Origin of the sequence: Rhodococcus sp. T2V, assembly GCF_029269925.1 — a bacterium.
GTDB lineage: Bacteria > Actinomycetota > Actinomycetes > Mycobacteriales > Mycobacteriaceae > Rhodococcus_F > Rhodococcus_F koreensis.
In genome coordinates this window covers 1-25,845 of record NZ_JARJBD010000084.1, presented here as the reverse complement: position 1 = coordinate 25,845, position 25,845 = coordinate 1, and the positions used below count along the sequence as shown (strand labels likewise).

The window sequence follows — 25,845 nt, the reverse complement described above, 5'->3', positions numbered from 1 at the left end:
CTCCTTCGGTCACTGACGCCTCACAGCCGGGCCCTAAACAGTCTATGAAGAGGAATCCTCACCCGAACATCCTCACCTAGACAATACTCTATAGAGTATGTACTGTCGACCATGACGCGGCGACGCGGGAGCATCGCCGTCGATGATCGATCCGGTTCAGCCGTCGTCGAGGCCTCCCGCCCCCCTTGGCCGCCGCCGAGTTCTGCGTGCCTGCCCGGGTGCCTCGCCGTCATCTCAATGCCCGAACCTGCCGCTGCGTGCCAACACCATTCGGCACCGCCCGGAACTCGCGTTCACTTCGGTTCATTCGCCACCGACAACACACAAGAGAGTGGGTGCCACTTGACTGACACGACTGATCGCGCCGCATTGATCGACTCCGTCCGTAGCTTTGCCCAGCGACACCTCGCGGACGGCGCCCTCGAACGTGCCCATGATCCCCACTTCTCGTGGGAAGTCGCCAAGCTCCTCGGCGACCAAGGACTTCTGGGGTTGACCATCTCCGAGAAGGACGGCGGCCAAGGCGCGAGTCTCGGCGATGCCGTCGCCGTGATGCACACGATCGCCCAGTACTGCCCGAAAAGCGCGGACATCGTGCAAGCGGGCAACTTCGGCGCCATCCGGACGTTCGCCGAGTTCGGCACCGAACACCAGAAACGCAGGTACCTGCCCGACCTGCTGGCCGGCCAGAGACTGATTGCCTTGGGAATGAGCGAATCCGAGGCGGGGTCCGCGGTCACCGAACTCGCCTCGACCGCGGTCGAGGACGGCGACACCGTGGTGGTCAACGGCGGCAAGATCTGGTCCACGCACAGCGTTGATGCAACGTTGTTCCTCGTTTACGTGCGCTTCGGACCCGGCACCCACAACATCGGCTCGGTGCTGATCGACCGCGACACACCCGGGTTCACCGTCGGAACACCCTCTACGTACATGAGCGGGGAAATGTGGGCGCCGCTGTACTTCGAGGATTGCCGGATTCCACGATCGAATGTGCTGCTCGGGCCCGGCGGGTTCAAGAAGCAGATGAGCGGGTTCAACGTGGAGCGAATCGGCAACGCGACCCGCTCTCTCGCGCTGGGGCGGCTAGCTTTCGACCTCGCCCGCGAGCATGTAAGCCAGCGCACCCAGTTCGGTCGAACCCTGAACGAGTTTCAAGGCTTACAGTGGAAATTCGCAGAAGCCGCAGTGGCTTTGGACGCCGCCGAAGCGTTGCGTGACCGCGCGGTGCGCAACGCGGAGAATGGTCTGCCCTCGGCGTACGAGACGTCCATAGCGAAGCTCGCCGCCAACGAGGCCGGGTTCGACGCGGCCAACATGGCGATGCAGGCGATGGGCGCGCTCGGCTACAGCACCGAGACGCTGGTCGAGTACTGTATGCGCCGCACGCGCGGATGGATGATCGCCGGCGGATCGACCGAGATCCTCAAGAACCGCATCGCCGAAGAGATCTTCGAACGCCGGTTCAGTCAGCGAGCACAAGCGTGAGTGTGGGCGAGATCGGTGACGCGAACGCGCTGGTCCACCTGGAGCGTGAAGGCGAGGTGGCAATCCTCGTGCTGGACAACCCTCCGGTGAACACCAGCACCGCCCGGCTGCGGGCCGGCGTATTGCACGCCCTGGAGAACGCCTCCCGTGACGCGGGAGTCTCGGCCATCGTGCTGATCGGCGCGGGCAGGCATTTCGTCTCGGGATCGGACCTGCATGAGTTCGACGGCGACCTCCCCACACCCGAGCTGACCGAGGTCATCGCGGCTATCGAGGCATGCCCGAAGCCAGTGGTCGCGGCGCTGGCCGGGTCGACACTCGGCGGTGGATTCGAGCTGGCCCTGGCGTGCGACGCTCGCGTCGGTCTCGCCGGCGGCGTCCTGGGCCTTCCCGAGGTCACGCTCGGGATGATCCCGGGAGCAGGCGGCACACAACGCACCCTCCGCCTGTTGCCGCCCTCCCGTGCCCTCGAACTGATCACCTCCGGCGAGAGCATCACCATCGAGCAGGCGCACGACGAGGGTCTCGTCGATGAGGTGGTGTCCGGTTCGTTGCGTCGAGAGGCGGTCGCATTCGCCCGCCGGGTCTCGGCCAAACGGATCCTGCGCCGGCATCGGGTACTCACGGACGCTCCGGGGGCTGTGGAGACCGCCGCGCAGCGCGCACTCGCGCGCTATGGTCCTCGTCCCGCGATCACCGCCACGATCGGTGCGATTCTCACCGGCTTGGTCCTCCCCACCGACAGCGCGCTCCGCCACGAGCGTGCCGAATTCAACCGCCTGCGAAACAGTTCCGAAGCCGCTGCGCGACGGCACCTGTTTTTCGCCCGTACGTTCGCCCGGAAGACCGCCCGCGTCGCTGATGCCCACCCGGTTGCTCACGTCGGCGTCATCGGTGCGGGACGAATGGGTACGGGGATCGCTCGCGCCTTCATCGAAGCCGGAGTACAGGTCACCATCATCGATCAGGACCCGGCGGCGACTACCCGGGCGAAGGCGGCACTCGAGCGCTCCTACGCCCGGCAAGTGTTGGCCGACCGCCTGCGCGTCGACAAGGCGGACCAACGGCTGGCGCTGCTCACCCCGGCCACCGGTGTGGGTGACCTCGCAAGTGCCCACCTTGTCATCGAGGCGGTGGTCGATGATCACCTCGTCAAGGCAAAGGTCCTTGCCGAGGTCGCGGGAGTGGTCGAGGACGGGGTGCCGCTGGCGACGAACACGTCGTACCTGGACATCGACGCGCTCGCCGCCGAGCTACCCGATCCGTCGAGTCTGGTAGGCATGCACTTCTTCAGCCCAGCCCACCGCAGCCAGGTGGTCGAGATCGTGCGAGGACAGCACACCTCGAATGCCACAGTCGAAAGTGCCCTGATGGCGGCACGCGCCATCGGCAAGCTTCCCGTCATCGCGGGAGCCTGCGAGGGTTTCATCGGCAACCGCATCTACAACGCGTACCGGCGACAATGCGAACTTCTCGTCGAGGACGGTGCCACACCGGAAGCCGTCGACGCAGCCATGACCGCTTTCGGGTTCGCAATGGGACCGTTCGCGGTGTCGGACATGGCCGGGTTGGACATCGCGTGGCGGAATCGCCGACGGCGAGACTCTGCACGCGACCCACGCGAACGCTACCCGGATGTCGCGGACCGGCTCGTCGACAAAGGCAGGCTGGGCCAGAAAACCGGAGCCGGGTGGTACCGATACGAGCCGGGATCTCACCAACCACTGACCGACCCGTTGGTGCACGAAATTATCGCGACTTCACGCGAAGACAAGGGCATCACCCCCCGAGACATCGACACGTCCGAGATTGTCGATCGCGCCCTCACGTCGATGGCCAACGAGGCCGCATTGCTGCTCGCCGAGGGAACGGCAAGCACGCCAAGCGATGTGGACCTCATCCTCACCCAAGGATACGGCTTCCCCGAAGCCGAGGGCGGCATCTGCTACTGGACCTCACGCCAGGAGAACAACATACTTCAACGCAGCCGACAGCTGCTCGCGGACGCGACAGGGTGGGGATTCCAGACAGGTGACATGACCCTACTCTCGATCGGTCAGGAAAAGCGAAGAAGCCATAGCGCTTCGGGTTATACCGCCGACCTGCACCGGACGACTCCATCCACTGACAAGACTGGATCCTTGTGAAGGAGAAGCTAGACCGCCGCCGACCCCCACCTCGTATGCTGGCCCGCGCGCGCATGCGCCCGTGGTCGGCACCCCGGTTACCGACGCGACACGGTTCACGATTGCCGACCGTGTCGATCATCTCAGCGGCGCTGTCCCTCGGGTCGTTCTGGGTGTTCTGGCTCGGCTTCGCCCTGGGGCTGTGCGCGGTGGTGTGCGGGTCGGTTGCCACATCCCGCTCCGCCGTCGTCGACGACGAGGCCGCATCCCTGCGAGCCCTGCTGGGCGTGGTCACCGGAGTCGCCGGGATCACCGTCTCCGCGATCGCATTGTTTCCGATGCTGTCGTATCTGTGACGGGCGTACCGACCATTGCCATCAGGTGGGCCCGCGTTCGAACACCATCAGGATGACTGTGCACCGGTAGTGCACACTCCCCTCAGTCGCGCCCGGAACTCCCTCAACAACTACTCCTTGGACCGCACGGGACTCCGCGACGACGGGCGCGAGGTCGTGGTCGAAACGATCGGCGACTCCGATTCGGGCGTGTTGATCGTCGACGAGACAGGGTTTTGAAGAAGTGCACGCGCTCGGCCGGGCTGGCCCGGCAGTGTTCTGGCACGGCCGGGCGGATCGAGAACAGTCAGATCGGGGTATTTTTCCCATACGCTTCCGACCGGGATCGGCGCTGATCGATTGGGAGTTGTACCTACCGAAAGGCTGGACCCGGAACCGCGATCGGTGCCGGGTGGCTTTCGCGAGGAAACCCGAACTGGCGCAGACAATGGTCGAACGAGCCCTCGACGCCGGTCGGCCGCAGGGGTTGTTCACTGGCGACGAGGCTTACGGACAGGTCAGCAAGATACGACTGCGGCTCAAATCCCTCGGTGTGGCTAATGTTCTCGCCGTTCCGAAGTCGGAGATGGTGATCTCGATAGAGCCGCGGCATCGCCGAGCCCATACCGTGATCGCGACCTGCCGGCGACCGAGTGGCAGCGGATCAACTGCGGCGATGGCGCCCATAGACTCAGGTTTTACGACTGGACGATCGTCGACATCCGGCCACTGCGCGAACGCGGTCACTGGCTGGTGGCTGGTGGCCCGACGGTCGATCACCGACCAGATTGTCTACCACATCTGCGATGGCCCCACTGACACCGAACCCGCCGAGCTGGTCCGGGTGGCCAGCACTCGCTGTGCGATCGAGGAGTGCTGTCAGACCACCAGGAAGGGAGACCGGACTGGACCACGACCAGGTGCGCGGGTACCCGGCCTGGTACCGCACATCACCTTGTCGATGGCCGAAGACGCCTTGACGATCCTGCGCCGACGCTCAAAGGGCGGATCTCCAGCCAGGTCCCGGGATGTAATTCCTCTGACAATCAACGAGATCCGGCGACTACTCAACCGCGCCACCGGTCCGGTGCGACACGCCTTGTTCACGTCTGGCAGTGGTCGAGCTGGCGCCGCGCCAGCCAGGCCTGAGCCCGCGCCAACCACTGCAAGCATCGACACTTCGTTGCAGTACTGGGCCACGAGGGTGCCAATCTGCTGCGCTTGCGCGGCGGTGACATTCTCGTCGTGAATGTCTTTGTGAGCGTCCGTGCGCTCGACACCCGCTTGCGGTCGCTGACTGCATTGGCGTCGCGATACCGATCCTGCCTGCGCCGAACCAGCATGCAAACGTGATCGTCACCCAAGACGGAGGATCATCGATTCTGCAATCGAGTCACACAGCCGCCATCGCTGACGAGGTCGCAGACATCACCGGTGGTCTTTAGGTCGTCGCCGACGCCCGGAAGTTCATCGAACGCGTCGACGAGATAACGGCAGTCTCTCAAAAACATCCCCGCATCGGGCGGAATGGTCACTCCTCTCCTAGAGCCTGACATGCACGTATGCCGCTGAAGTATGGCAAGCAGAGAATACTGGTCTTGGACAGCATGATTGCCGTCTGCGGATGATCGAACATGCCGTCGCGATTTGGCGGAAGTTCTGAATTCTCCGAGCGTCCATGAGGAGTGTCCCATTGGCTTATCCGCGCACATTCTCCCCAATGCCACCAGCTCGCAGCCGACTCGTAATAGGACGCTTCCGCTCAGACCGTTGGTCTCCGGGTTCGATCTACGGACGAAGCGCGAACCACCGATATCGGCGTCTACTGCGCAAGCGCAGTACACCGGCGGAGTTGCCCGCTCTCCGCCGCCGTCGCCGTACTCCTGCGGCAATCGCATCAGCCCTCGACTCGTCGCGACTGCACACTCTGGTATTCGTTCCCGCGACATGGCGGTACGTCGGGGGAATCAGGACTCACAGTCACTCGGCGCTAGTCGACTGTAGCCATGCCAGCAATGCAACTGCCAATACTGCTGCGCCAGATGGTGTCATCGCCGAAAGTGCCTGTTTCCATATACCTCGGCTGGACCCAGCAGGGTGGGGAGTCCGATTCCCGCTCTGACTCCAGGATTTCTGGGTGCAGGCGGGATAATCAGGCTACTAGCCTGCCCGCCAACGCCCGTCTGACGGTCAGGTTCGGATCCGCACGCGTGAGGTCCCGCCGGTCGACGCTCTATTGCGCAACAGCCAATTTGATGGTCGTGGCAGATCCGGACACAGCCGACAGCCCATTCGAAGCCTTGGCCTGTATGTCGCTGCGTGGGACGCGACGCTGACCCGACATCGATTTCCGACAAACTGAGGAGCAATTGTGGATATACATTTCGAAAATCTATCTCGCCGCACACTAGCGAAGCGTCCGTCCGAAGTTCGCAAAGTGTATGCAGCGGCGCAGCGACCCGGGATGATCTCCTTCGCGGGCGGTGCACCGGATCTAGGTGAGCTCGACTTTGACAAACTCGCCCACGACGCGTCTCGCATTCTGTTGGACTCCGGCCCAGTCGCGATGCAGTACGGCGCCGGCCAGGGGGTCGAAAAGTTGCGACGTCAAATCTGTTCGGTCATGGAATTGGAAGGAGTGACCGCTGCACCCAAGGATGTTGTCGTCACCTGCGGTAGCCAACAGGCGCTTGATCTCGCCGCCCGGGTGTTGATCGATCCCGGCGACGTGGTATTCGTAGAAGGCCCGACGTACGCAGGTGGTATGGCGGTCTTCAGCGGGCTCGAAGCAGAGATTGTGCACGTCGATACCGACGCCGATGGATTGAACCCTGGCGATCTCGAGCGCAAAATTACCGCCGTGCGCGCAGCGGGAAAGAGCCCAAAAGCACTGTACACGATCCCGACGTTTCAAAACCCCGGCGGCACCATTCTGCCATCCGACCGTCGCACCGCCGTGGGCCAACTATGCCGCCAGCACAACATACTCATCTTTGAAGACAACCCATACGGACTGCTCAGGTTTGACGATACAATGACACCCGCAATAGTCTCCGAGTTTCCCGATATAACACTATATTTCGGATCCTTCTCCAAGATGTTCGCGCCCGGTCTGCGAATTGGCTGGGTGCACGCTCCGGCGCACCTGGTTCCTCACTTGGTGACTACGCACGAGTCCACCGTTCTTAACCCCTCCGTCTATTCCCAATTGATGATGTCGGCGTATCTCAGCAATTCCGACTGGATGTCCAGACTCGAAAAGTGTCGGCGCTTGTACTCGCACAAATGCGATGTCATGCTCGCCGGCCTCGAGCATGCTCTCCCCGCGGGTTCGCGGTGGAACCGGCCACGCGGGGGCTTCTACATCTGGGCCAGCGTTTCGGAGCGTTTCGACACCGAGTCGCTAGTTTACGAGTGCATCGATCGGGGTGTTGTCTTCGTTCCAGGCACTGCCTTCTACGTCGACGGAAGTGGCCGAAACGAACTCCGACTGTCATTCTGTCTGCCTTCGGTCGATCAGATCAACACAGGTCTACAGATTCTCGGTGAGGTATTCACCGAGAACGGCGCCCTTCGGGCCACGGCTGGGGCGGGCAGGTAGCGGCGGTGACTAGAGCTGGGGTTCGCAAGCCTTCTCTTGGTATGTCGTAGGAGTTCTACTCATCTCCATCCTCACAATATTGACGCTGCTGGAGACCCGAGGAAACAATTGTCCTAGTTGCGTGCGCACGCGGACAATTACCCTAGACGACAATCGAAAGTGCCTTGTCCTGACAAACTAATTGACATAGATGGTCCTGTCGAGAAAATAGACTTCAGGACATCAATTGCGGACCTATATGCGGCTTGGCGCAAATGTCTCTGTCGGACACGCGCCTTCGTGCCCAATAGCCGCAGTAGTTGTCTGCCATTCTCTGCTTAGCCGACAAGGACTTCACTGCAAAATAATTGCCCAGTTGAGAGGCGGGTACACACTTGACTAACATACGCGTTCAGCCAAAAGCAGACGATGACGTAGACGCACGCACGTCACCGAGTCGGACAACGAGGGTAGAGGACGATATTCAAACCTATAAGAGAGCCCGCAGGACCAGCCAGTTACGAGGCAAAGCTCGCCGGATGGCTGCGCTATCACTACCGGAAGAAATGTTGCGCGATGCCCAAATTTGGGCTCCCTTTGGCGGCGTACCCGATAGTGAAGTGTTTGTCCGATATGGGATTTCGAAGCGAGAATTCGAAATGCGAGTGCGAAGGACCCGTGAAGTACTCGACTACTGCGGGGAGACGTGACATCGCACTAGAAGTGCGATGCTGCGGCAGCAGCGGTCAATGTGATGAACCTGACGGACTGATCTGCTTGCGTCGACGATCAGTGGCTTCTTCGTGTGGTGCGGGAGTCGCCCGCGGCGTGAGGTCGATGAGTTTGGACATTTCGGGACAGTCCCCACCCCGTCGGACTATCTCGCGCACCGGGCGAGACCCAGCCGGGCACGCGGACGCTGTTCCTGTCGGAGTCCCGCCGCAATCACGCCCAGCCATTGAGCCTGTGGACGTGGTCGAAGGTGGTACGGATCGCGCTGGCCGCCGATGTTCCGCGGTTCTCCAACATTTACTAATTAGTTCGTAAGTATGTCGACTATTTGGCCGTGTGCCTGATTGAATCATGGTGTGCGAGATAACGATGGCCGCAAACTCGACCATGCAACCCTTGCTGTGCTGAGAAGGCGTGCGGTGGAGCAGGTTCAGGCCGGGGTGCATCCCGAACAGGTCGCCGAGACGTTGGGGCTGCACCGCAAGACCGTCTACGGGTGGGTCGCGAAGTTCCGCGCCGGGGGCTGGGAGGCGCTCGAAGCGAAACCGGTGCCCGGCCGACCTCCCACCTTGACCGGCGATCAGCTGGCGAGGCTGTATTCGATCATCGTCGGCACCGATCCGCGTCAGCTCGAGTTCGAGTTCGCCTTGTGGACGCGGAACATGATTCGCGAGGTGATAGGCCGCGAGTTCGGGGTCACGATGTCCGAGGTCACCGTCGGCCGGTGGCTCAAAGCGATGGGATTGTCCCCGCAGAAACCCCTCTACCGGGCGTATCAGGCCGACCCCGAGGCCGTCGAGCAGTGGAAGAGCACGACGTTCCCGAAGATCCAGAAACAGGCCAAGAAGGCGAAAGCGACGATCTACTTCACCGACGAGGCATCCGTGCGCAGTGACTACCACGCCGGCACCACCTGGGCGCCCGTCGGGCACACCCCGGTCGTTGCGGCGACCGGGGCCCGGTTCTCGGTGAACATGATCTCCGCGATCAGTGCCAAAGGTGCTCTGCGGTTCTCGATCATCGATGGCACCCTCACCGCAACGAAGTTCATCGACTTCTGCAAACGCCTGCTCCGCGACAACGACGGGCCGGTGTTCCTGATCCTCGACGGACATCCCGTCCACCGATCCAAGGCCGTCACCGCCTTCGCCGACTCCACAGGCGGCCAACTGACCCTGTTCCGCATCCCCGCCTACTCGCCCCAACTCAACCCAGACGAATGGGTCTGGAAAAACGTCAAACATGACCGCATCGGCCGCTCCGGCATCACCGGACCCGACCAATTCAAGACCCTGTGCACCCGGGCTCTGCGGCGGCTGCAACGCATGCCGCACCTCGTCCGCGGCTTCTTCGCCGACCCCCACCTCGCCTACATCCGCGCCGCCGCATAACCAGTCGACATACTTACGCTCGCCTTAGTAGGATGTATTCCGTCGCACCTTCGGCACCCACCGTCGTAGCCACCTTCGGACCGGGGCAGCCCCGGCCTTACGTAGCAGCCGGATGTAGTCGCGGACGGTGGTGTAGCTTCCGCGGTATCCCATTGTCCGAAGTCCATCGTAGAGAACGGAAGCGGTAGTATGTTCGTCGCCCCACCGCATGTGGAGGTACTCGGCGGACTCGTCCAAGAGGCGGGGACGGCCCGCGCATGGAATGCCGAGTAGCTCGGCGGCATCGGCGGCGCGGTAGAACCGCCGGACCGTGTTGCGCGCCAGCGCAAGCTCCTGACAGATCACCGAAATGGGTAATCCCTGTTCCTTGACGGCGACAACGTCCGCGAAACGGCGGTCGGTGCGCGCTGTGAGGACCGAGCTCTTCTGGCGTGCGCGATCATCTCGTCCGCAGCCTACCGCTGGTGTCCGCCAGCGGTGCGTGCGTTGCCCAATTCCGGATCAATCGCAGATCGCAGATCGCAGACAATAGTGATGAGCAGCAACGGTTTTCTCCACGGACTTGGCAAGGTTATGCCACAAGCGCCAGCGGTCGGCGACTTCGATCGCCTCCCGCGCACCGGCGCGGGCTGCCTCGGCGTAGGCTTCGGCGCGGTCGCGGCGGATCACCCGGGTTCCCGGAGCTTTCTCAGCCACTCAGCCACGGTTCCGGCTCGCCGATCAGTGAGTACATTGACGGGCCGACGGTGTCGGCGCCGGAGGGCGAAGTCGTCGATGCCGAGCTCTTCCACTGTGCTCCTCGACGGGTCCGGCACGCTCGGACCAGCCGCAACAAGGTGGAACGGCCGACGTGCACTCCCCGAGTGAACGCCAACCGCGCACCCGCTCGCCAGGCCAATGCGAGTCCGATCCGCGCGAGGATCCCACTGAGCAGCGGGGTGCGTCGAGAATATGACCCGGTCAGCCCCTCAATCTGCTCGGCGAAGGTCCGTCGACTTCACCCGACGGACGGGCACAAGAACCGACGCACCCGCAGCACGAGACGACTGGGCCGGTTGCCGATCGAAGCGTCGGCGAGAGTGCGGTCGTAACGACTGTGAATCCGCCACGACAAACCCTCGCAGGCCGGGCACGAAGCGGACTGCGCCAGCGGAGACGCCCGGATTCGGATCCCGCCAGCGGTTACGTCGATGGAATCGATCGCCACACCTGTCAGGTGCGGAGGCAGTACACGCAGGTCTCAGCAGCTCTGAGGAACACCAGCAAGATCATCGCCTGCACGATCGATGCCTTCGCAGAGCGACACGCGGACCGTCACACCGTCACACCGTCACGGAAAGTAGTCCAGAACCTGAAAACTGAAACATCGCCGACCGACTCGGACGGTCACCATCGACGATCTCGCGAGAGTTGCGTCGCAACGCCGCCACCCGCACTGGGAAACTCGAATACTGCGCGTCGACCACACAGTGAAAGGCCGACCTCGCCACGCGATGCCCAAGACCGGCGAAGCTCGCGGAATACAGTCGGTTGCGAGAAAATATCTGCAGGACAAACTGCCCGATGTGATTCGACGTCCTCCGGTTCTCAACCCTCCTCCGGACGGGCGCCGATGGTCACCTCATCAGGTGATGAATCCGGTGCGCTGCATCCGCACTCGGGCACACGGGTTCCGCAGCGCCCGACCGGTCAGCGAGCACGCGACCAGTCCCGCTCCAAGCCGCCGCGACGCTCGATGTAGCGCGATTGATAGATCGCCTCGTGTGAAATACGCACCGGCAGGCTCTGATTCAATCGGTCATCGCAACCGTCAGCTGTATGTGCGAATGTAGTTGTTCGCACACGAGTCGTGGCACTAGCCGTGGGTTGGATGCACACCCGTATCAGCACGTTCTCATTCAGTTGCTCAGCCATTCACATGAGATTTGAGGCTCGACTCGTAGGCTAACTCTCCACCAATCACCGTGCCTGTGATGCCGATATCGCGGATCCCGGCGGGATCGATCCGGAGGATGTCATGACTCAGCACGGTGAAATCGGCAAGTTGGTCGGGCATTAGCCTGCCGCGCATCTCCTCGACACCCACTGCGTACGCTGAGCCAAAGGTATACGCAACCAGCGCCTCTTCGACGCTCACTCGTTCGGACGGACCGAACTCCTGTCCGCTGCTTGTTATGCGGTTGACGAGATCATGGATTGACACTAGCGGATTCGCATTGGAAACGGGCGAGTCGGTCGATCCGGGTACCACCATGCCAGCGTCGAGCAAGGACCGCATACGATAAGTGCCGGCGGCGCGCCCGGGACCTACGGCGTCAAGTATGCCATCGCCGAAGTCGGAGATGAACACTCCTTGTGGGACGGGGATGACGTTCAACTCAGCGCATCGTCGCACCTGTTCATCGGTTGCAATCGCAAAGTGCTCAATGCGGTGACGCACCGTACGGGGGGCTTTGGTCTGCGCCGCTTCGATTGCGTCGAGGACATGGTCGATGGCGCGATCTCCAATTGCGTGTGTGGCAACTGTCCAGCCGGCGCAGTGGTATGCGATCAGTGCCTCGTGGAGGTCTTCAGGGGATAGTTGCATGACTCCAAAGTTGCTTGGCTCGCCGCAGTAGCAGTCGTGCACGGCTGCCGAGCGGCCGACCAGCGAGCCGTCAGAGACTATCTTCACTGGGCCGATGCGTAGTCGGTCGTCACCGAGCCCGGTTCGGATCCCCCAGTCGAGTGTTTGCCATCCGGAAGGGCCGTCGGCGATAGCATGTAACGTCGAGTGGAAGGGCATCACCGTCATACGTGGACGAATTATCCCGTCGGCGATCGCCGAAAGATAATGATGCAGTGCGGTTCCGCCGCTGATTCGACCGTCGACGACGACGCCTGGCTCGGTAATGCTCGTGAGTCCATATGCGACCGATTGATCACTTGCAAGTTTGAGATTACGGAGAATGTCGGCGTCTGACAGGGTGGCGGCGGCGTCCCGAATAGGATTCATTGCAGTCTCCTGCAGGAGCCCCTGGGCGCGACCGTCGTCATCGCGGAACACCCGCCCACCGTCTATATTTGGGTATCGTTCGCGATTCGGGTAGCCAGCAAGTTCGAATGCTCTTGTATTGGCAACGATCATATGTCCGGAAACGTGTTCAAGCATACACGGACGTCCGCCTACGGCTTTGTCGATCGCGTCGGCGGTGGGATGCACCCCACCGAGAAAGTTCTGGTCGTAGCCGCTGGCCAGTACCCACGAACCCTGTGGCAACTGTGCCGCGCGCTCCTCGAGCGCGGTGTACAACTCATCAAGGGTCGAAACCATGCTCGGACGTACGTCGACGTTCGCAAGGCGAAGACCAGTGAGGCCGAGATGGTGATGGGCGTCGTGCAGGCCAGGTACTACGCGCGCACCGCCGAGATCGACTTCCGCTTTCGGCTCGATTCCGTCGAGTTCGTCGATGGCAATTATTCGCCCCTGATGCACGGCAATTTGACGTGCCTCGGGATGATTGGGGTCACCGGTCCAAAACTGACCGTTTCGGTAGATGGCATCTACACGCATGGGTGGTCTGCTCCTTGCTCTATAGGGTTCGGGTCAACGTGGACTCGGCGTTCGCAGGGTCTGTGCGGCGGCGAAGGATCCATCGCATGCCGGTCAAACCGACGAGGGTGACAGTGGACAGGGAGGCGAAGAAGGTGGCGACTCCCCACGGTCCTGCGACACCGAGGATCGCTTGGGCCAGAAGGGGTGTGGATCCGCCGATGATCATGGCGCACAATCCGTTGGCCAAAGCGACTCCTGTGTATCGGACATTGGGGGGAAACGCAGCAGAGAGGTAGCTTGCCAGCATGGCGTAATAGCTGGCTCCACCGACCACGAGTACGAGCATGGCGGTCCCGACGAGCCAGATGTTGCCGCTGAGTATTGCGAGAAAGTACGGCACAGTCACCACGAGCGACAGTGTGGCGCCCAACATCATCACTTGGTCACGGCCGATTCGTGAGGCGATCCGGGCGGCGATCGGTTGCCAAATGAACTGGAAGATGGCCATGACAAGACCGAGAAGAAGGACTTCCTGACGAGGGCGCGACAACTCGCTCGTCCACCACGATAAGAGGAAGGTGTTCTGGAAGAACGCGCTCGAGATAGCGAGTGTGCTCGCTGCGATCCCGAATAGGACTACGCCAGGCGCGGTTCGGACGACTGCGACGACTGGTACACGCACGACGTTGTGGTGTTGCTTGGCTTCCCTGAAGTCTTCGGACTCTTCGACCTTCGAGCGGATGAAGAGTCCGACGACGAGGAGGACGGCAGACAATAGGAACGGTACACGCCATCCCCAGGTCATCAGTTGCTGAGTTGGGAGCGTCCCGACTAGCAGGAAGATCAGCGTTGCGAGGATTGAACCCGCTGGCGAGCCTTGCTGTACCCACATGCCAGCGGATGTGCGTTTACTGACGGTTGCATTCTCGGTGGCCATTAGCGTCGCACCGGCCCACTCTCCGCCGACTGCAAGGCCCTGCGCGGAGCGCAGGAGTACCAGTAGGGCCGGCGCAAGTATCCCGACCTGCGCGTAGGTAGGCAGCAGGCCGACCCCAGTGGTGCCGACTCCCATCAGGAACAAGGTGGTGACGAGCACCTTTTTGCGACCCACACGATCGCCGAGGTGCCCGAACAGTACTCCCCCGATCGGCCTGGTGAGAAACCCCACCCAGAATGTCGCGAAACTTGCGAGAACGCCAACTGCGGGTGACGCGTCTGGATAGAAGACCGGCCCGAATACGAGGGCGGCCGCGGTGCCGAAGATGAAGAAGTCGTACCACTCGATTGCGGTGCCGACGAACGCGCCGGCCACTGCTCGACGGCGACGCACATCCGCGGAGGCGGAGGAGATGACCATGTTTTTTTCCTCGGGTGTCTGTTCAAGCTGTTGAGCCGCGGCTGACATGGTGCGACGGCACCGTGAGAGTCCAGGATGTCCCTGGACCGGCCATACTGTCCATAACCGAAATTCGAAGCTCGCTATAGCCGATTGTGATACCTATGTTGAATCTGCGCCGTCTGACCTACTTTCTCACCGTGCTTGATGCGGGAACCCTTACCGCCGCGTCGGAGACCCTCCACGTGGCACAACCGGCACTGAGCCGCCAGGTTCAACTACTTGAGAAGGAACTAGGTCTACGTCTCTTCGAGCGGGAGCGGGGCAGGCTCGTACCCACCCCCAGTGGTGTCGCGATGGGTGCGATCGCACGAACGTTGGTCTCGCAAGCCGACCTTGCCCTACGCGCGGCGGCCCGCTTGCGCGCGGGCGAGGTCACTTACCTTCAGTGCGCAACTACGCCCGTAACCGGACACGCTCTGCTCGCACCGTTTGTCGCATCCCTGACCTCCGACGATCCGGTCATCACTTCTCGAGAGGTCAGCCATCTAGACGTCGAGGAGACGCTTCTCGAGGGAGCCGATTTCGCGATCACGCCCGTACCACCGTCCCCGCATCTGTCTGCCGTCGAACTGGGGCGCTTCCCTGTGTACGCGGTTGTCTCGCTCGACCATCGCTGGGCGCGCGCCCACCGCCAATCGATCACCCTGGTCGAACTCGTGCGCGAGCAACTTGTCGTCCCGCCCACCACCAGCATCAGCCGTCAGGAACTCGACCGGAGCCTGCGACGTGCCGGTCTCGCGCTCACCGACCACCTGGTGTGTGAGGTGGACTCGACGACGATCGCGCTGGCGATCAGCAATCGCAGAGTCGGCGTGACCACAGCACGCGCGCCCGGCCGAGCATGGAACGTCGCGATCGTCGATGATGTTTCCGGCGTGAGCGGGCCGATGATCTCCCTTCATATGACCTGGCTACCCCACCATTATGCGGCGTCGACAATGGAATCCCTTGCACGTCGGCTCTCGCTCTTCCTGGAAACGCTGTATGCATCTGGTGGGTGACGTTTGCCCTCATGGGTAAGCCCCCGCGCCACACTAGGTATTCCAGAAATCGATAGCTGGAAGAGAATGTTGGTCATTGTTGGTATGGATTTGCGTTCGTAAACTCTCGTTCGCTGGCAGCGAGCTAGCGGATAGGAGACTTCGGATGACCAAGCCCATCCATGCAGGCCGCGCGATCGTCGAGTCACTCGAACGCCACGGAGTGCGCCGTGTGTACTCCGTGCCTGGAGAGAGCTTCCTCGCAGTTCTTGACGGCCTTCACGGATCTAAGATCCATAACGTCATCTGTCGCCAGGAGGGCGGGGCAGCCTATATGGCCGAGGCGCACGGGAAGCTCACGGGCATTCCCGGCGTTGCGCTGGTCACCCGGGGCCCCGGAGCCTCGAACGCCTTCGTGGCGGTGCACGCTGCCTGGCAGGACGCCACCCCTCTCGTCCTGCTCGTCGGCCTTGTTCCCGTGAGCGACCGCATGCGCGAGTCGTTCCAGGAGTTCGATCCGTACGGATGGTTCGGCACGCAAACCAAGCGCGTGTTCGTCCTCGACGAACCCTCGAGGGCAAGCGAGGTTATCGCGGAGGCGTTCTTTGCGGCACACAGTGGGCGACCCGGCCCAGTCGTTGTTGGTTTGCCGGAAGACGTTATCGCGGCACCGTTCACAGGACACATGCATGACCCGATCCCGGTCACCGAAGGTGCCGTGTCACATACCGATCTCGACGATCTCGACGCCCATCTTCGAGTCGCTCAGCGGCCATTGATTCTGATCGGTGGTGAGCGTTGGACCTCCGACTCAGCAGCGACCGTCACGGCTTTCGCCGAGCGCAACGGAATCCCGATCGTGCAGGAATGGCATGCAGCAGATCGGGTGCCGACATCGTCACCGTCACTGGTCGGCCAACTCGCTTTCGGTGGACCACCACATGCTGCGCGCATGCTCGACGACGCGGACGTACTGATCTCGGTCGGCACGGTTCCCGGAGATGTCGTCACCGGCGGATACACGCTCCGGCAACAATCCAATGCCGTCAACATCCTTGTCACAATCGATTCCAGCCTACGCGGGCGTTCCGGCACTGTTACATCTCATATCTTGGCTTCACCGAACGCCTTTGCCTGTGCGGTAGCAGATCTGAACCTCGACCGGAAGGAAGAGTGGCAGCAATGGACCGTCACCGGTCGTACGGAGTTTGAAGCCCAGCGAGCGGAACTTCTGGGTGGATCGAACGGCACCGGGGCCCGAATGACAACCGTCATGCGCGCGATCAACGAACGCACGCACGGCGTGCTAAAGACACTCGGCGCGGGAAACCACACCGCGTGGGCTCAGATGCTCCCCGTCAACAGTTATCCAAGCGAACTGGCCACCCGTAACGGGTCGATGGGCTACTCGATACCCGCCGCCGTTGTGGCGTCGCTCGAACACCCGACCCGTACGGTCATTGCGGTCGCGGGCGACGGCGAATTCCTCATGAACGGCCAAGAGTTGGCCACTGCAGCGCAACACGGCGCAGCCTTCCTCATCACGGTCCTGGACAACGGCCAGTACGGCACGATTCGCTCACATCAAGAGTCCCGCTTCCCCGGCCGTGTTTCCGGAACACAACTGGTCAACCCCGACTTCGCCGCCCTCGCACGAGCGTACGGAGGCCATGGCGAGACCGTGCGTGACAGCGACGAGGCGGTCCCCGCCGTTGAACGTGCTCTCAAGGCGGTCGCCGATGGCCGATTCGCCCTCATCCATGTGTACGACCCCGGCGTGCTTCTGCCCTGACGCAGGATCGGTGACCCACAAAGCTGGTGACGCAAAACCATTGCGCCTCACCAAGGAAGTAGACCCCGACCTCTGCAATTTCCGTTACCGATGAATCGCTGCAAGCAATCACGCTCTGGAATGCTCCATCTCCGTATACCGACCGATGAGCAGCATGTGAGTGAAACTCTGTTACAAGCGCGAATCGGCCTTAAATCGAATGACAAGAAGGGCACACCTATCCATGCAGTCATTGTCGGCATCCAGCAACTCGTCATACCGCGTAACAAATCCCGCGACCGGTGCGGTAGTGGAATCATTCACAGCGGCTACCGACACCGAAGTAGAAGCCGCGCTCGCATCAGCACACGAAGGGTTCGGATCTTGGCGCCAGCGTTCGACCCAAGAACGTGCCGCAATCGTCAAACGCATCGGACAGCTGTTCACCGAGAAAGCAGAAATACTCGGTCGCATCATCACAGAAGAGATGGGTAAACCACTATCTCAGGCGGTCGGCGAGGCACGGTTCTGTACCGAAATTTTCGACTACTTCGCCGACAACGGTGAGAAGTTGCTGGCCGACCAAGAAATCGATACCGCCAAAAGCGGACGCGCCGTCATTCAACGACGTCCCGTCGGCCCCCTTCTCGGCATCATGCCGTGGAACTACCCGTACTACCAGGTAGCCCGGTTTGCAGCGCCCAACCTAGTACTAGGCAACACGATCGTTTTGAAACACGCTGAATCGTGCCCACGTTCCGCACTTGCCATTAAGGAGATCATGGACGAAGCGGGCCTGCCCGACGGGGTGTACAACAATCTCTTCGCCACACATGAGCAGATCGCTGTCATCATCTCAGACCCGCGTGTACAGGGAGTTTCACTAACGGGTTCCGAGCGAGCAGGCGCGATAATCGGACAACTCGCCGGCAAGAATCTGAAGAAGGCCGTGCTTGAACTCGGTGGTTCAGACCCATACGTTGTGCTCGATACTGATGACGTCAAGGCCGAGGCCGCGGCGGCGTGGCGCATGCGCCTTCACAATATGGGGCAAGCCTGCAACTCTAACAAACGGATCGTTGTCATGGACGAAATCTATGACGAATTCATCGACGCACTAGTTCAGCTCGCACGAGGACTCAAACCTGGAGATCCCACAGTCGACGAGGACAGCACGTACGCGCCGATGTCGTCACGGGAAGCAGCCGAAACACTCAACGCACAGGTCATGGAAGCCGTCGCGAAAGGCGCAACCCTTCACGCGGGGGGTACGTTGGTTGACGGCCGTGCTGCCTACTATGCGCCCGCGGTACTCACAGGTGTGACAGCGGAGATGGAAGCGTACTCACAAGAGTTGTTCGGGCCGGTCGCCGTTGTATACAGGGCGCGTTCGGAGCAGGAAGCCCTTGAACTTGCGAACGACACAGCCTTCGGCCTCGGGGCGGCAGTATTTTCCACTGACCCTGAGCGTGCCCGCAACTTCGCCGAAAAGTTCGAAGTCGGTATGGCGAACGTCAACGTCCCAGCCGCCCAAGGTGCCGAGTTCCCCTTTGGTGGTGTTAAACGATCCGGATTCGGACGGGAGCTCGGGCCGCTCGGCATGGAAGAGTTCGTAAACAAGCGACTACTGTATATTCACCCCGCAAGAACAGCTACGCTTGCGTGAGTTCAGAATCATGCGCACGTTACAGTTTTCAGAGCTCCGAGGACCGAAAGCCCATGAGGGCTCGAAACATGGTCGACGTGGCAGCGAAGCGGTCTTCGTTGATCAAACGCTCGCACGTTTCAGAGTGCGGCGCCGAGCGTCGTAGTAGGTGAACGGCACGATCAGGAGGCTATGCTCGGTGAGCACCCCTGCAGATCAGCTCGACGCCGCACTCCTTGTTTGTTCTTCCTCGATGTAGTCAATGAACACTTGGTATTGCGGTCGAGCACCGCCGCGAAGAAGAACCGAAGCTGACTTCTCTATTTCGATGGCTATCGTAGGCCCGATCAGCCGTTTCGGTAGCTGAGCTCGGAATTGTGTCGTAGCCAGTGTCTATGACACTGGCGGCTCCGAGGCAATGGGTGCGGAGTTGGCCGTGGAGCCGTGCGACTTGATCGCGCAGTTCACAGTTTTCGGTGTCGAGTTCGCGGATGCGGGTGTGCGCGAGGTGAGGCGTTGCCGCATTGTCGAGTTTGCTGTCGGCGTAGGTGTGTCCGTTGTCGAACGCGCGGGCCTTCTTCACCGGAAGAGGCACCGGTCCCGGCATGAAAATCTACACCAGCACAACGTAGCTCGTATGCGGAGCGGCACCGATCTAACGCTGGGCGGCGCGGGTACACGATGCCGTGACCGTCGACGAACTGATCGCGAAGTTCCGCCACAACCTCGAGAACGTCGACGACATCTCGACGATCCTGAGCCGATTACGACCGGTATCGTAGCGGTCGACTCACCCGAACCACTTGGTAGGGAAGGAACTGCCATGCCTGCAACAGTATTGATTCACGGTGGATTTCACGGCTCGTGGTGCTGGGACAAAGTGCGTCCACTTCTGGAAGACGAGGGGTGGACGGTCTACGCCCCCAGCCTCACCGGTCTCGGTGACCGGGCGTACCTAGCATCCCCGGACGTCACTCTCCGCACCCACGTGCAGGATGTCGTGAACCTCATCGCAGAGCAGGACCTCACCGACGTCGCGTTGTGCGGCCACAGCGCCGCCGGGATGGTCATCACAGGGGTCGCCGATGCCATCCCCGAACGCATAGCCACCCTCGTCTATCTGGATGCTGTGCTTCCCAGCGACGGGGAATCGATGTTCGACATCGCCGGCCACGACAGTCCAATGATCGCCGCGTTCACACGGCAGGCCGCCGAACGCGGGGACGGATGGCTCGTGCCTCCCGACTACTTCAGTGCTGCGGATTTCGGCGTCACCAACCCAACGGACGTCACCTGGGTGGAGCAAAACCTAACCGGTCACCCGATCCGCGCCTTTTCGGATCCGCTGTCGCTGACCGGTGCAGGCAGCCGTATTGCGAACAAGATCTACGTGCGGTGCACTGATTGGAAGAACAGGACGCATCTCGACCGGGCACTCGCCGCCGTCGAGAGCGATCCCGCGTGGACCGTGTACCGCTGGCCCAGCGTGCACGACGTGATGATCACCGAGCCAGATCGAGTGCGCGAATTGTTCGCCTGGCTAGCCGCGGCCACCGGTGAGGGTATGCCGTGATGTCTCGTGGCACTGTGCGCGTGCAGGCCGCGGGCAACGGTCTTTCCGCCGTTTCGCGGCCAGCGCTGCGGTGTTCAGGCAACAGGCTGGTGGCGAAAATCGACGACGCCGTCGCGGTGACTGGCGATCAAGAACGGGTGTCCCAGAGCACCGAATCGGTATTCGGCAATCGCATTTCGATGCCGCCGTGGCAGCGAAACAACGTAGTGGGGCCGACCGAAAGCGGAACGCCGCCATACCGGCCGCCGCCCGCAGGCCGATGCCGGGGCGGGAGAACACCAGACCCACCTCCATGACCAGGGCGGCGCCGGGGGCAAGCGAAACGCATTCGCTACCACCAACCGATGCACAACGATCCACATCTGGGCGGAAACCCCGCAGCGAACGTCAGGCCATCTCATAACACGGCGGCGAGGCGTCCGAGAAATGTGCGATGGCATGGATCACATTCCCTGGATTTCCCTGCTGCGGCTCACCAAAATCACTACTGCCCCGCACACCACTGTGCAGGATGACCGTGTAGCGCCCCTGCCAGCTGATATCCATCGTTGGCGGGGGCTGCGCTTGGCTACGTTCCCCACCACCACTACTGCTGCTCAGCAGTGCCACCACCATCCGGTGCGGCATCCGCTGTAGCGCACAACGTCCCCCACGCCGCGGCAAACCGGGCGACCGTGACCCTTCTGGTCGCCGCATCGGGCAACGCACACCCGAAGACCGCGAATCACCGAAAACCCGCGACCACCCGGACCACGCACCCCCACCGCCCGGATCACCGTCACGGCCACGGACGCGGCAGTGCCGTCGGTGTGGGTGAGCCTGCAGGGCTTCGAGACAATCTTCGGTCGGACGATGATCGCGGCACCGTGCGCGGCGGCTCGGCATCCAGCCACGTCCCCCGCCGACACCGACGTCGCACCATACGATCCGGCACCGTGCCGGTCAACGGAAGATCGTCCATCACCACGGTGACAAGGAGTTCGTGATCAGCGAGAAGCTGCTGCATGACAGAAAGCCTCCCAGTCTCGGGTCACGGCAGAGCACGCTCGCGAGCGCGCCACCGACACGGCACTGACCGCATGAAAGAACCGACACCCGCCGGGACGCCCCAGCGGCAAACCTGCCGTACGGAGCCGAACCGGCGCCGCACGATCCCCCACCGCCCCAAGACGTTAGCCACCGCACGCCACACCCCGAAAGCGTGGCGCGCCGTCGGACCCTTTAGGGTGGCGGGTCCGAACACCGAGGAACATGAGGACGCACCAGGCATGGCCACCGACTACGACGCCCCCAGAGTCACCGAATCCGACGAGACCTCGGATACATCCCTCGAACAGCTCACCGCCCGCCGGAAAGACACCAAGTCCCCCGCCGTGGACGTCGAGGACACCGACACCGCCGAATCCTTCGAACTGCCCGGCGCCGACCTGTCCGGTGAGGAACTGACCGTCCGCGTCCTTCCCAAGCAGGCGGACGAATTCACCTGCACCAGTTGCTTCCTCGTCCACCACCGCAGCCGCCTCGCCGACCCCGCGCAACTGATCTGCCGGGACTGCACCTAACCGAACACCCGGGCCCCGCCGGTACCACGGCCCCCTCCGGGCTCGTCACCGCACAGGGAACCCACATCCCGACACCTCCGGGGGCGGACTCATCCGCGGGCGGCGCGATCTGCCGCCGTCATTCTCCCCGGTGCCGGCCGGATGCCCGCACAGCCGACCCCGGGCCCGCGTTCGGATTCGGATTCGGATTCGGGGCGGAGCGGTGAAAGCCCGGATCGACGGTCAGATCCTGGGTGTCGGCGAAGACCAGCCGCCCGTCGTCGAGCGCGACCGCCCACCGATGCACCGGCGCCCACTCGTGCCCACCACCGCCCGGGTCGGTCACCGCCGCATAATCCTCGACCACCTCACCGGTGAGATCGGCCCCGGAGCTCCTGCGGACCAGCACCCGGACACCGACCGTCAACTCCGGGCCATCGACCGGCCGGCTGCCGCTGTATCGGGCCATGTTGATGCACCTCTTCGCTCGGCGAAACTCCCGAGATCGAGCATAAGCACCGACCGGCACGGTACGCGACCCGACCTGCACGAACACACCGTCATACACGGCAACGACGCCTGCCTCGCGGCGTCGAGCCTGCACGAGAGGGCCGGCACCAGGCTGCCGGTCCCTGCCGCAGGACCCGGCATCAGCAGCGCCTCCCCCAAACGGTAAGTCCCACTGCTACTGCCACTGAACAACAGACTCGACGAACTCACGCAGCACCAGCACCGCGAGCACCGGAAATCATGCACGAACCAGTCGAGGATTACAGCCGCGAGCATTCCGGCTGAAACACCCCGGGTGAGCCTTTCCTGCGCTCGCGGAGCAATGCGTCAGAAACGTCGCGTCGGATTCCGTCGCACAATCGAAGGAAAGGGGAGCGCAATCGCGTTGGAGGTGACCATGCGTCGGGAGGAACCGGCACCGGTACCGGTGGCCGCACCGATCCGGTGGTGGCGGCTTGGCCCGTGGAGCCGCAACCACCTGATGCGTCCCAGCGACCGCATCGAGGCCATGATCGTGCTGCTCACCGCGGCCGTGGTCGTGCTGCTGATCCCCGTCGCCGCCGCGTTCGGCACCGTGACGCACACCCGGCTCGAACAGCAAACCCACACGCTGCGCGCCGCCGTGCACCAGGTACCGGCGGTCCTGCTCGAGGACACCTATCTCGCCCCCGACACCCCGACTACGCGATTCGGCCCGTCGGCACCCAGCACACCGCCCGAGCCCGCTGGACCACACCCCACGGGGAACGCACCGGAGCCGTGCCCACCGACACCCCGGCGAAGGCCGGCCAGACCATTACCATCAGCGTCGACGCCGACGGCAACCTCACCGGCCCCATCCCCAACAGCCGGCAAAACACCGTCCTCGCGGTGACCGCCGCCTGCGGGGTCTGGGCACTCACCGCCGGCACCGTCGTCCTCACCACCGCACTCGCACACACACTGTTCCACCGAAACCGGCTGCGGCGCTGGGCACACGAGTGGAAACAGTTCGACAGACCACCGCGATAGACTCGAGCGACGTCGCGTACTCCATCCCCCGTCGGGCGGACCGACCACAGCACCCGGCGGTCATCGTGTCAGCGCGATCACGAGTCACCAGCGGGACGACGTGTCATCTCAACCCCGCAGGCTGCGCGCGGATCAGGTCGGGACCCGCGGCGATCGTGCGAGGCTGCCCAGCTCGTCCAGAACCTCATCGACGGCGGAGGTCGGGAGACGGACATCATCGCCCTCCGACGCCCGGAGACGACCACGAACGAAGGCGAGCATCGCGAGTTCACGCTCGAGGTCGGATGCAGTCCGGGCGCTCACGGTCTCATCCTGCCCTGAATCGTGCGAGTGTCGCAGCGTCCGCGGGTTCAGGAAGCGCGGTCTCGCTCGTACTGCGCGGACTGTCGGTGGAGTGTTCGTCGTTCGTCTTCGGTGTATCCGCCCCACGTTCCGTGACGTTCCCTGGCTTCGAGTGCATAGTTGAGGCACCGGGCGCGCACGGAACAACGTCGGCAGATCCGCTTGGCTTCACGTATCCGACTCTTGCGTGGTTCGCCGCGTTCGTTGTCGGGGTGGAAGAACACCGTGGGGTCAGCATCCCGGCAGGCGGCGGCCAGTTGCCAGTCCCAGGACTCGGCGACCGGTGTCGGAAGTTTCAACATCAACGCAGGCATGGGTGTCCGTCCCGTGCCCGCCGGTACTCGTTGATCAACCCGTCGGTGGAGCTGTCCCCAGCTCGGACGGAACTCTCAGGCCCCCAGAGGGCCGACCCCAGTTCCAATGCTGATGTCTTGCCGAGTTCGACGCCCCATTGGTCGAACGAATCGATACCCCACACGACTCCCTGCACGAACACCTGGTGCTCATACAGGGCGATCAACTGGCCCAGGGCCGACGGGGTGAGCCTGGTTCCGAGAATCGTCGTGGAGGGCCGGTTTCCGGGCATCACCTTGTGCGCGACCAGCTCGGCCTCGGTACCCTCGGCAGCGATCTCGTCTGCTGTCTTGCCGAACGCCAGCACCTTCGACTGAGCGAGCATATTCGCCATCAACACCCCGTGCATCGACCCCACCCCGTCGAGGGTCGGTAGATCAGCGAGGGGCTGCGCGAACCCCAGAAAGTCCACAGGAATCAACCGCGCGCCCTGGTGCAGCAGCTGATGGAACGCGTGCTGACCATTGGTCCCGGGCTCACCCCAGAACACCTCACCCGTCGCCGCACCGACCGGGATCCCGTCCGCCCGTACCGACTTGCCGTTCGATTCCATCGTCAACTGCTGCAGATAAGCCGGGAACCGTGCCAGGTCGTGCGAGTACGGCAGCACCGCACGAGAATCGCAACCGAAGAAGCTCCCGTACCAGACCCCCAGCAGACCCAGGAGGACCGGCGCGTTCGCTTCCAGCGGGGCGGTACGGAAATGCTCATCAATGGCATGGAACCCGCCGAGGAACTCGGCAAAGCGATCACGGCCGATCGCGGCCATCACCGCAAGCCCGACGGCCGACCCCACCGAGTACCGTCCCCCAACCCACTCCCAGAACCCGAACACGCTGTCCGGGGCGATGCCGAACGCGGCCACCCGCTCGGCATCGGTGGACACGGCGACGAAATGCCGGGACACCGCGTCCTGACCCAGTGCGTCGGTGAGCCACCGGCGGGCCGCGGCCGCGTTCGTCATCGTCTCCAGCGTGGAGAACGTTTTGGAGGCCACGATGAACAACGTGCTCGTGGGATCGAGGTCCTCAGAGTCGACAGCAGGTCCGTGGGGTCGATGTTCGACACGAACCGCACATCGGGGCCGTCCGCGTAGTGCCGCAACGCCCGGCACACCATCGCCGGCCCCAGGTCCGAACCCCCGATGCCGATATTGACCACGGTGGTGATGGGCTTCCCGGTGGCCCCTCGCCAGTCCCCGGACCGCACCCGGTCGGTGAACTCGCCCATCCGACCGAGCACCGCGTGCACCTGCGCGATCACGTTCTGCCCGTCCACGATCACCTCACCCTCGGGCGGCATCCGCAACGCCGTGTGCAGCACCGCGCGATCCTCGGACGTATTGATGCGTGCGCCCGCGAACATCGCGTCCCGGCGTTCCTCCACCCCCGCCGCCCGGGCCAGATCCAGCAGGAGCCCGAGGGTTTCGCGGGTGACACGGTGCTTGCTGTAGTCGATGTAGAGATCAGCGGCGGTGAGGGCAAGGTCGGTGCCGCGGTTCGGGTCGGTGTCGAACAATTCCCGCAGGTGCG

At 62.7% G+C, this 25,845-nt stretch carries 19 protein-coding genes and 4 pseudogenes; 13 read left to right on the top strand and 10 right to left on the bottom strand.

From position 1 onward, the window contains the following. Nucleotides 1–342 precede the first annotated feature (342 nt). The 4 genes and pseudogenes from P3H15_RS41615 to P3H15_RS41600 form a co-directional block, all read left to right on the top strand. Complete coding sequence (locus P3H15_RS41615; protein ID WP_276142625.1) at nucleotides 343–1,488, top strand: acyl-CoA dehydrogenase family protein; 1,146 nt, start codon at nucleotides 343–345, stop codon at nucleotides 1,486–1,488. Beyond that, a complete protein-coding gene (locus tag P3H15_RS41610) occupies nucleotides 1,485–3,635 on the top strand; it encodes a 3-hydroxyacyl-CoA dehydrogenase NAD-binding domain-containing protein (RefSeq protein ID WP_276142624.1) in 2,151 nt (716 codons plus the stop codon). The genes P3H15_RS41615 and P3H15_RS41610 overlap by 4 nt, the downstream gene beginning before the upstream one ends. 110 nt (nucleotides 3,636–3,745) lie before the next feature. Next, on the top strand, nucleotides 3,746–3,970 hold the full coding sequence (locus P3H15_RS41605) for a hypothetical protein (protein ID WP_276142623.1): 225 nt from the start codon (nucleotides 3,746–3,748) through the stop codon (nucleotides 3,968–3,970). Between the two features lie 102 nt (nucleotides 3,971–4,072). Continuing rightward, nucleotides 4,073–4,983: pseudogene (locus P3H15_RS41600) on the top strand (IS701 family transposase); the annotation flags it as partial. A gap of 339 nt (nucleotides 4,984–5,322) precedes the next feature. Here P3H15_RS41600 and P3H15_RS41595 read toward each other — a convergent pair. Further along, nucleotides 5,323–5,484 carry a hypothetical protein gene (locus tag P3H15_RS41595; RefSeq protein WP_276142622.1) on the bottom strand — a complete coding sequence of 54 codons (162 nt, stop codon included), beginning with the start codon at nucleotides 5,482–5,484 and terminating at the stop codon, nucleotides 5,323–5,325. 929 nt (nucleotides 5,485–6,413) lie between these two features. Between P3H15_RS41595 and P3H15_RS41590 the strand changes: the two genes are divergently transcribed. Continuing rightward, the gene (locus tag P3H15_RS41590; RefSeq protein WP_276142621.1) at nucleotides 6,414–7,550 is read left to right on the top strand and encodes a PLP-dependent aminotransferase family protein; all 1,137 of its coding nucleotides are present in this window, start codon (nucleotides 6,414–6,416) and stop codon (nucleotides 7,548–7,550) included. 1,067 nt (nucleotides 7,551–8,617) lie between these two features. Then, nucleotides 8,618–9,652 carry an IS630 family transposase gene (locus P3H15_RS41585; protein WP_346348837.1) on the top strand — a complete coding sequence of 345 codons (1,035 nt, stop codon included), beginning with the start codon at nucleotides 8,618–8,620 and terminating at the stop codon, nucleotides 9,650–9,652. 501 nt (nucleotides 9,653–10,153) lie between these two features. Here P3H15_RS41585 and P3H15_RS41580 read toward each other — a convergent pair. Then, nucleotides 10,154–10,348, bottom strand: a complete 195-nt coding sequence (locus P3H15_RS41580; RefSeq protein ID WP_276142620.1) for a hypothetical protein — start codon at nucleotides 10,346–10,348, stop codon at nucleotides 10,154–10,156. Nucleotides 10,349–10,649: 301 nt separating this feature from the next. Continuing rightward, nucleotides 10,650–10,859: a transposase family protein gene (locus P3H15_RS41575; protein WP_276142618.1), complete on the bottom strand. Its 210-nt coding sequence runs from the start codon at nucleotides 10,857–10,859 to the stop codon at nucleotides 10,650–10,652. 158 nt (nucleotides 10,860–11,017) lie between these two features. On the opposite strand from P3H15_RS41575, the pseudogene P3H15_RS41570 reads away from it, so the two are divergent. Continuing rightward, nucleotides 11,018–11,211 (top strand): annotated as a pseudogene (locus P3H15_RS41570) (helix-turn-helix domain-containing protein); the annotation flags it as partial. A gap of 347 nt (nucleotides 11,212–11,558) precedes the next feature. On the opposite strand, the gene P3H15_RS41565 reads toward P3H15_RS41570, so the two are convergent. Next, nucleotides 11,559–13,205 carry an amidohydrolase gene (locus tag P3H15_RS41565; RefSeq protein ID WP_276142616.1) on the bottom strand — a complete coding sequence of 549 codons (1,647 nt, stop codon included), beginning with the start codon at nucleotides 13,203–13,205 and terminating at the stop codon, nucleotides 11,559–11,561. Between the two features lie 19 nt (nucleotides 13,206–13,224). Then, entirely contained in the window at nucleotides 13,225–14,592 is a 1,368-nt protein-coding gene (locus P3H15_RS41560) for an MFS transporter (RefSeq protein ID WP_276142615.1), read from the bottom strand. 95 nt (nucleotides 14,593–14,687) lie between these two features. On the opposite strand from P3H15_RS41560, the gene P3H15_RS41555 reads away from it, so the two are divergent. The 4 genes from P3H15_RS41555 (at nucleotide 14,688) to P3H15_RS41540 (ending at nucleotide 20,555) form a co-directional block, all read left to right on the top strand. Then, nucleotides 14,688–15,587: a LysR family transcriptional regulator gene (locus tag P3H15_RS41555; RefSeq protein ID WP_276142614.1), complete on the top strand. Its 900-nt coding sequence runs from the start codon at nucleotides 14,688–14,690 to the stop codon at nucleotides 15,585–15,587. Between the two features lie 145 nt (nucleotides 15,588–15,732). Continuing rightward, the gene (locus P3H15_RS41550; protein WP_276142613.1) at nucleotides 15,733–17,358 is read left to right on the top strand and encodes a thiamine pyrophosphate-dependent enzyme; all 1,626 of its coding nucleotides are present in this window, start codon (nucleotides 15,733–15,735) and stop codon (nucleotides 17,356–17,358) included. Between the two features lie 223 nt (nucleotides 17,359–17,581). Continuing rightward, entirely contained in the window at nucleotides 17,582–19,003 is a 1,422-nt protein-coding gene (locus P3H15_RS41545; protein ID WP_276142612.1) for an NAD-dependent succinate-semialdehyde dehydrogenase, read from the top strand. 802 nt (nucleotides 19,004–19,805) lie between these two features. Continuing rightward, on the top strand, nucleotides 19,806–20,555 hold the full coding sequence (locus P3H15_RS41540) for an alpha/beta fold hydrolase (protein WP_276142611.1): 750 nt from the start codon (nucleotides 19,806–19,808) through the stop codon (nucleotides 20,553–20,555). A gap of 387 nt (nucleotides 20,556–20,942) precedes the next feature. Here the strand turns inward: P3H15_RS41540 and P3H15_RS41535 are convergent, their stop codons facing one another. Beyond that, a complete protein-coding gene (locus P3H15_RS41535; protein ID WP_276142610.1) occupies nucleotides 20,943–21,170 on the bottom strand; it encodes a hypothetical protein in 228 nt (75 codons plus the stop codon). Between the two features lie 653 nt (nucleotides 21,171–21,823). Here P3H15_RS41535 and P3H15_RS41530 point away from each other — a divergent pair. Beyond that, nucleotides 21,824–22,117 carry a DUF4193 domain-containing protein gene (locus tag P3H15_RS41530; RefSeq protein WP_276142609.1) on the top strand — a complete coding sequence of 98 codons (294 nt, stop codon included), beginning with the start codon at nucleotides 21,824–21,826 and terminating at the stop codon, nucleotides 22,115–22,117. A gap of 118 nt (nucleotides 22,118–22,235) precedes the next feature. Here the strand turns inward: P3H15_RS41530 and P3H15_RS41525 are convergent, their stop codons facing one another. Next, on the bottom strand, nucleotides 22,236–22,565 hold the full coding sequence (locus P3H15_RS41525; RefSeq protein ID WP_276142608.1) for a hypothetical protein: 330 nt from the start codon (nucleotides 22,563–22,565) through the stop codon (nucleotides 22,236–22,238). Between the two features lie 438 nt (nucleotides 22,566–23,003). Here P3H15_RS41525 and P3H15_RS41520 point away from each other — a divergent pair. Beyond that, nucleotides 23,004–23,617 (top strand): annotated as a pseudogene (locus P3H15_RS41520) (hypothetical protein). Between the two features lie 132 nt (nucleotides 23,618–23,749). Here P3H15_RS41520 and P3H15_RS41515 read toward each other — a convergent pair. The 3 genes and pseudogenes from P3H15_RS41515 to pgi all read right to left on the bottom strand — a co-directional run bounded on the left by P3H15_RS41515 (nucleotide 23,750) and on the right by pgi (nucleotide 25,831). Beyond that, on the bottom strand, nucleotides 23,750–23,920 hold the full coding sequence (locus P3H15_RS41515; protein WP_276142607.1) for a hypothetical protein: 171 nt from the start codon (nucleotides 23,918–23,920) through the stop codon (nucleotides 23,750–23,752). A 47-nt stretch (nucleotides 23,921–23,967) separates the two neighbouring features. Beyond that, a complete protein-coding gene (locus tag P3H15_RS41510) occupies nucleotides 23,968–24,273 on the bottom strand; it encodes a WhiB family transcriptional regulator (protein ID WP_124396367.1) in 306 nt (101 codons plus the stop codon). Next, nucleotides 24,261–25,831, bottom strand: a pseudogene (gene pgi, locus P3H15_RS41505) (glucose-6-phosphate isomerase). The gene P3H15_RS41510 and the pseudogene pgi overlap by 13 nt, the downstream one beginning before the upstream one ends. Nucleotides 25,832–25,845: the final 14 nt, after the last annotated feature.

Excerpts from the sequence above, each read along its gene's own strand:
- P3H15_RS41590 (WP_276142621.1), top strand. The coding sequence starts at position 6,414 with ATGATCTCCTTCGCGGGCGGTGCACCGGATCTAGGTGAGCTCGACTTT.
- P3H15_RS41565 (WP_276142616.1), bottom strand. The coding sequence starts at position 13,205 with ATGCGTGTAGATGCCATCTACCGAAACGGTCAGTTTTGGACCGGTGAC.
- P3H15_RS41560 (WP_276142615.1), bottom strand. The coding sequence starts at position 14,592 with ATGTCAGCCGCGGCTCAACAGCTTGAACAGACACCCGAGGAAAAAAAC.
- P3H15_RS41555 (WP_276142614.1), top strand. The coding sequence starts at position 14,688 with ATGTTGAATCTGCGCCGTCTGACCTACTTTCTCACCGTGCTTGATGCG.
- P3H15_RS41550 (WP_276142613.1), top strand. The coding sequence starts at position 15,733 with ATGACCAAGCCCATCCATGCAGGCCGCGCGATCGTCGAGTCACTCGAA.
- P3H15_RS41545 (WP_276142612.1), top strand. The coding sequence starts at position 17,582 with ATGCAGTCATTGTCGGCATCCAGCAACTCGTCATACCGCGTAACAAAT.
- P3H15_RS41540 (WP_276142611.1), top strand. The coding sequence starts at position 19,806 with ATGCCTGCAACAGTATTGATTCACGGTGGATTTCACGGCTCGTGGTGC.
- P3H15_RS41535 (WP_276142610.1), bottom strand. The coding sequence starts at position 21,170 with ATGGTGGTGGCACTGCTGAGCAGCAGTAGTGGTGGTGGGGAACGTAGC.
- P3H15_RS41530 (WP_276142609.1), top strand. The coding sequence starts at position 21,824 with ATGGCCACCGACTACGACGCCCCCAGAGTCACCGAATCCGACGAGACC.
- P3H15_RS41525 (WP_276142608.1), bottom strand. The coding sequence starts at position 22,565 with ATGGCCCGATACAGCGGCAGCCGGCCGGTCGATGGCCCGGAGTTGACG.
- P3H15_RS41510 (WP_124396367.1), bottom strand. The coding sequence starts at position 24,273 with ATGCCTGCGTTGATGTTGAAACTTCCGACACCGGTCGCCGAGTCCTGG.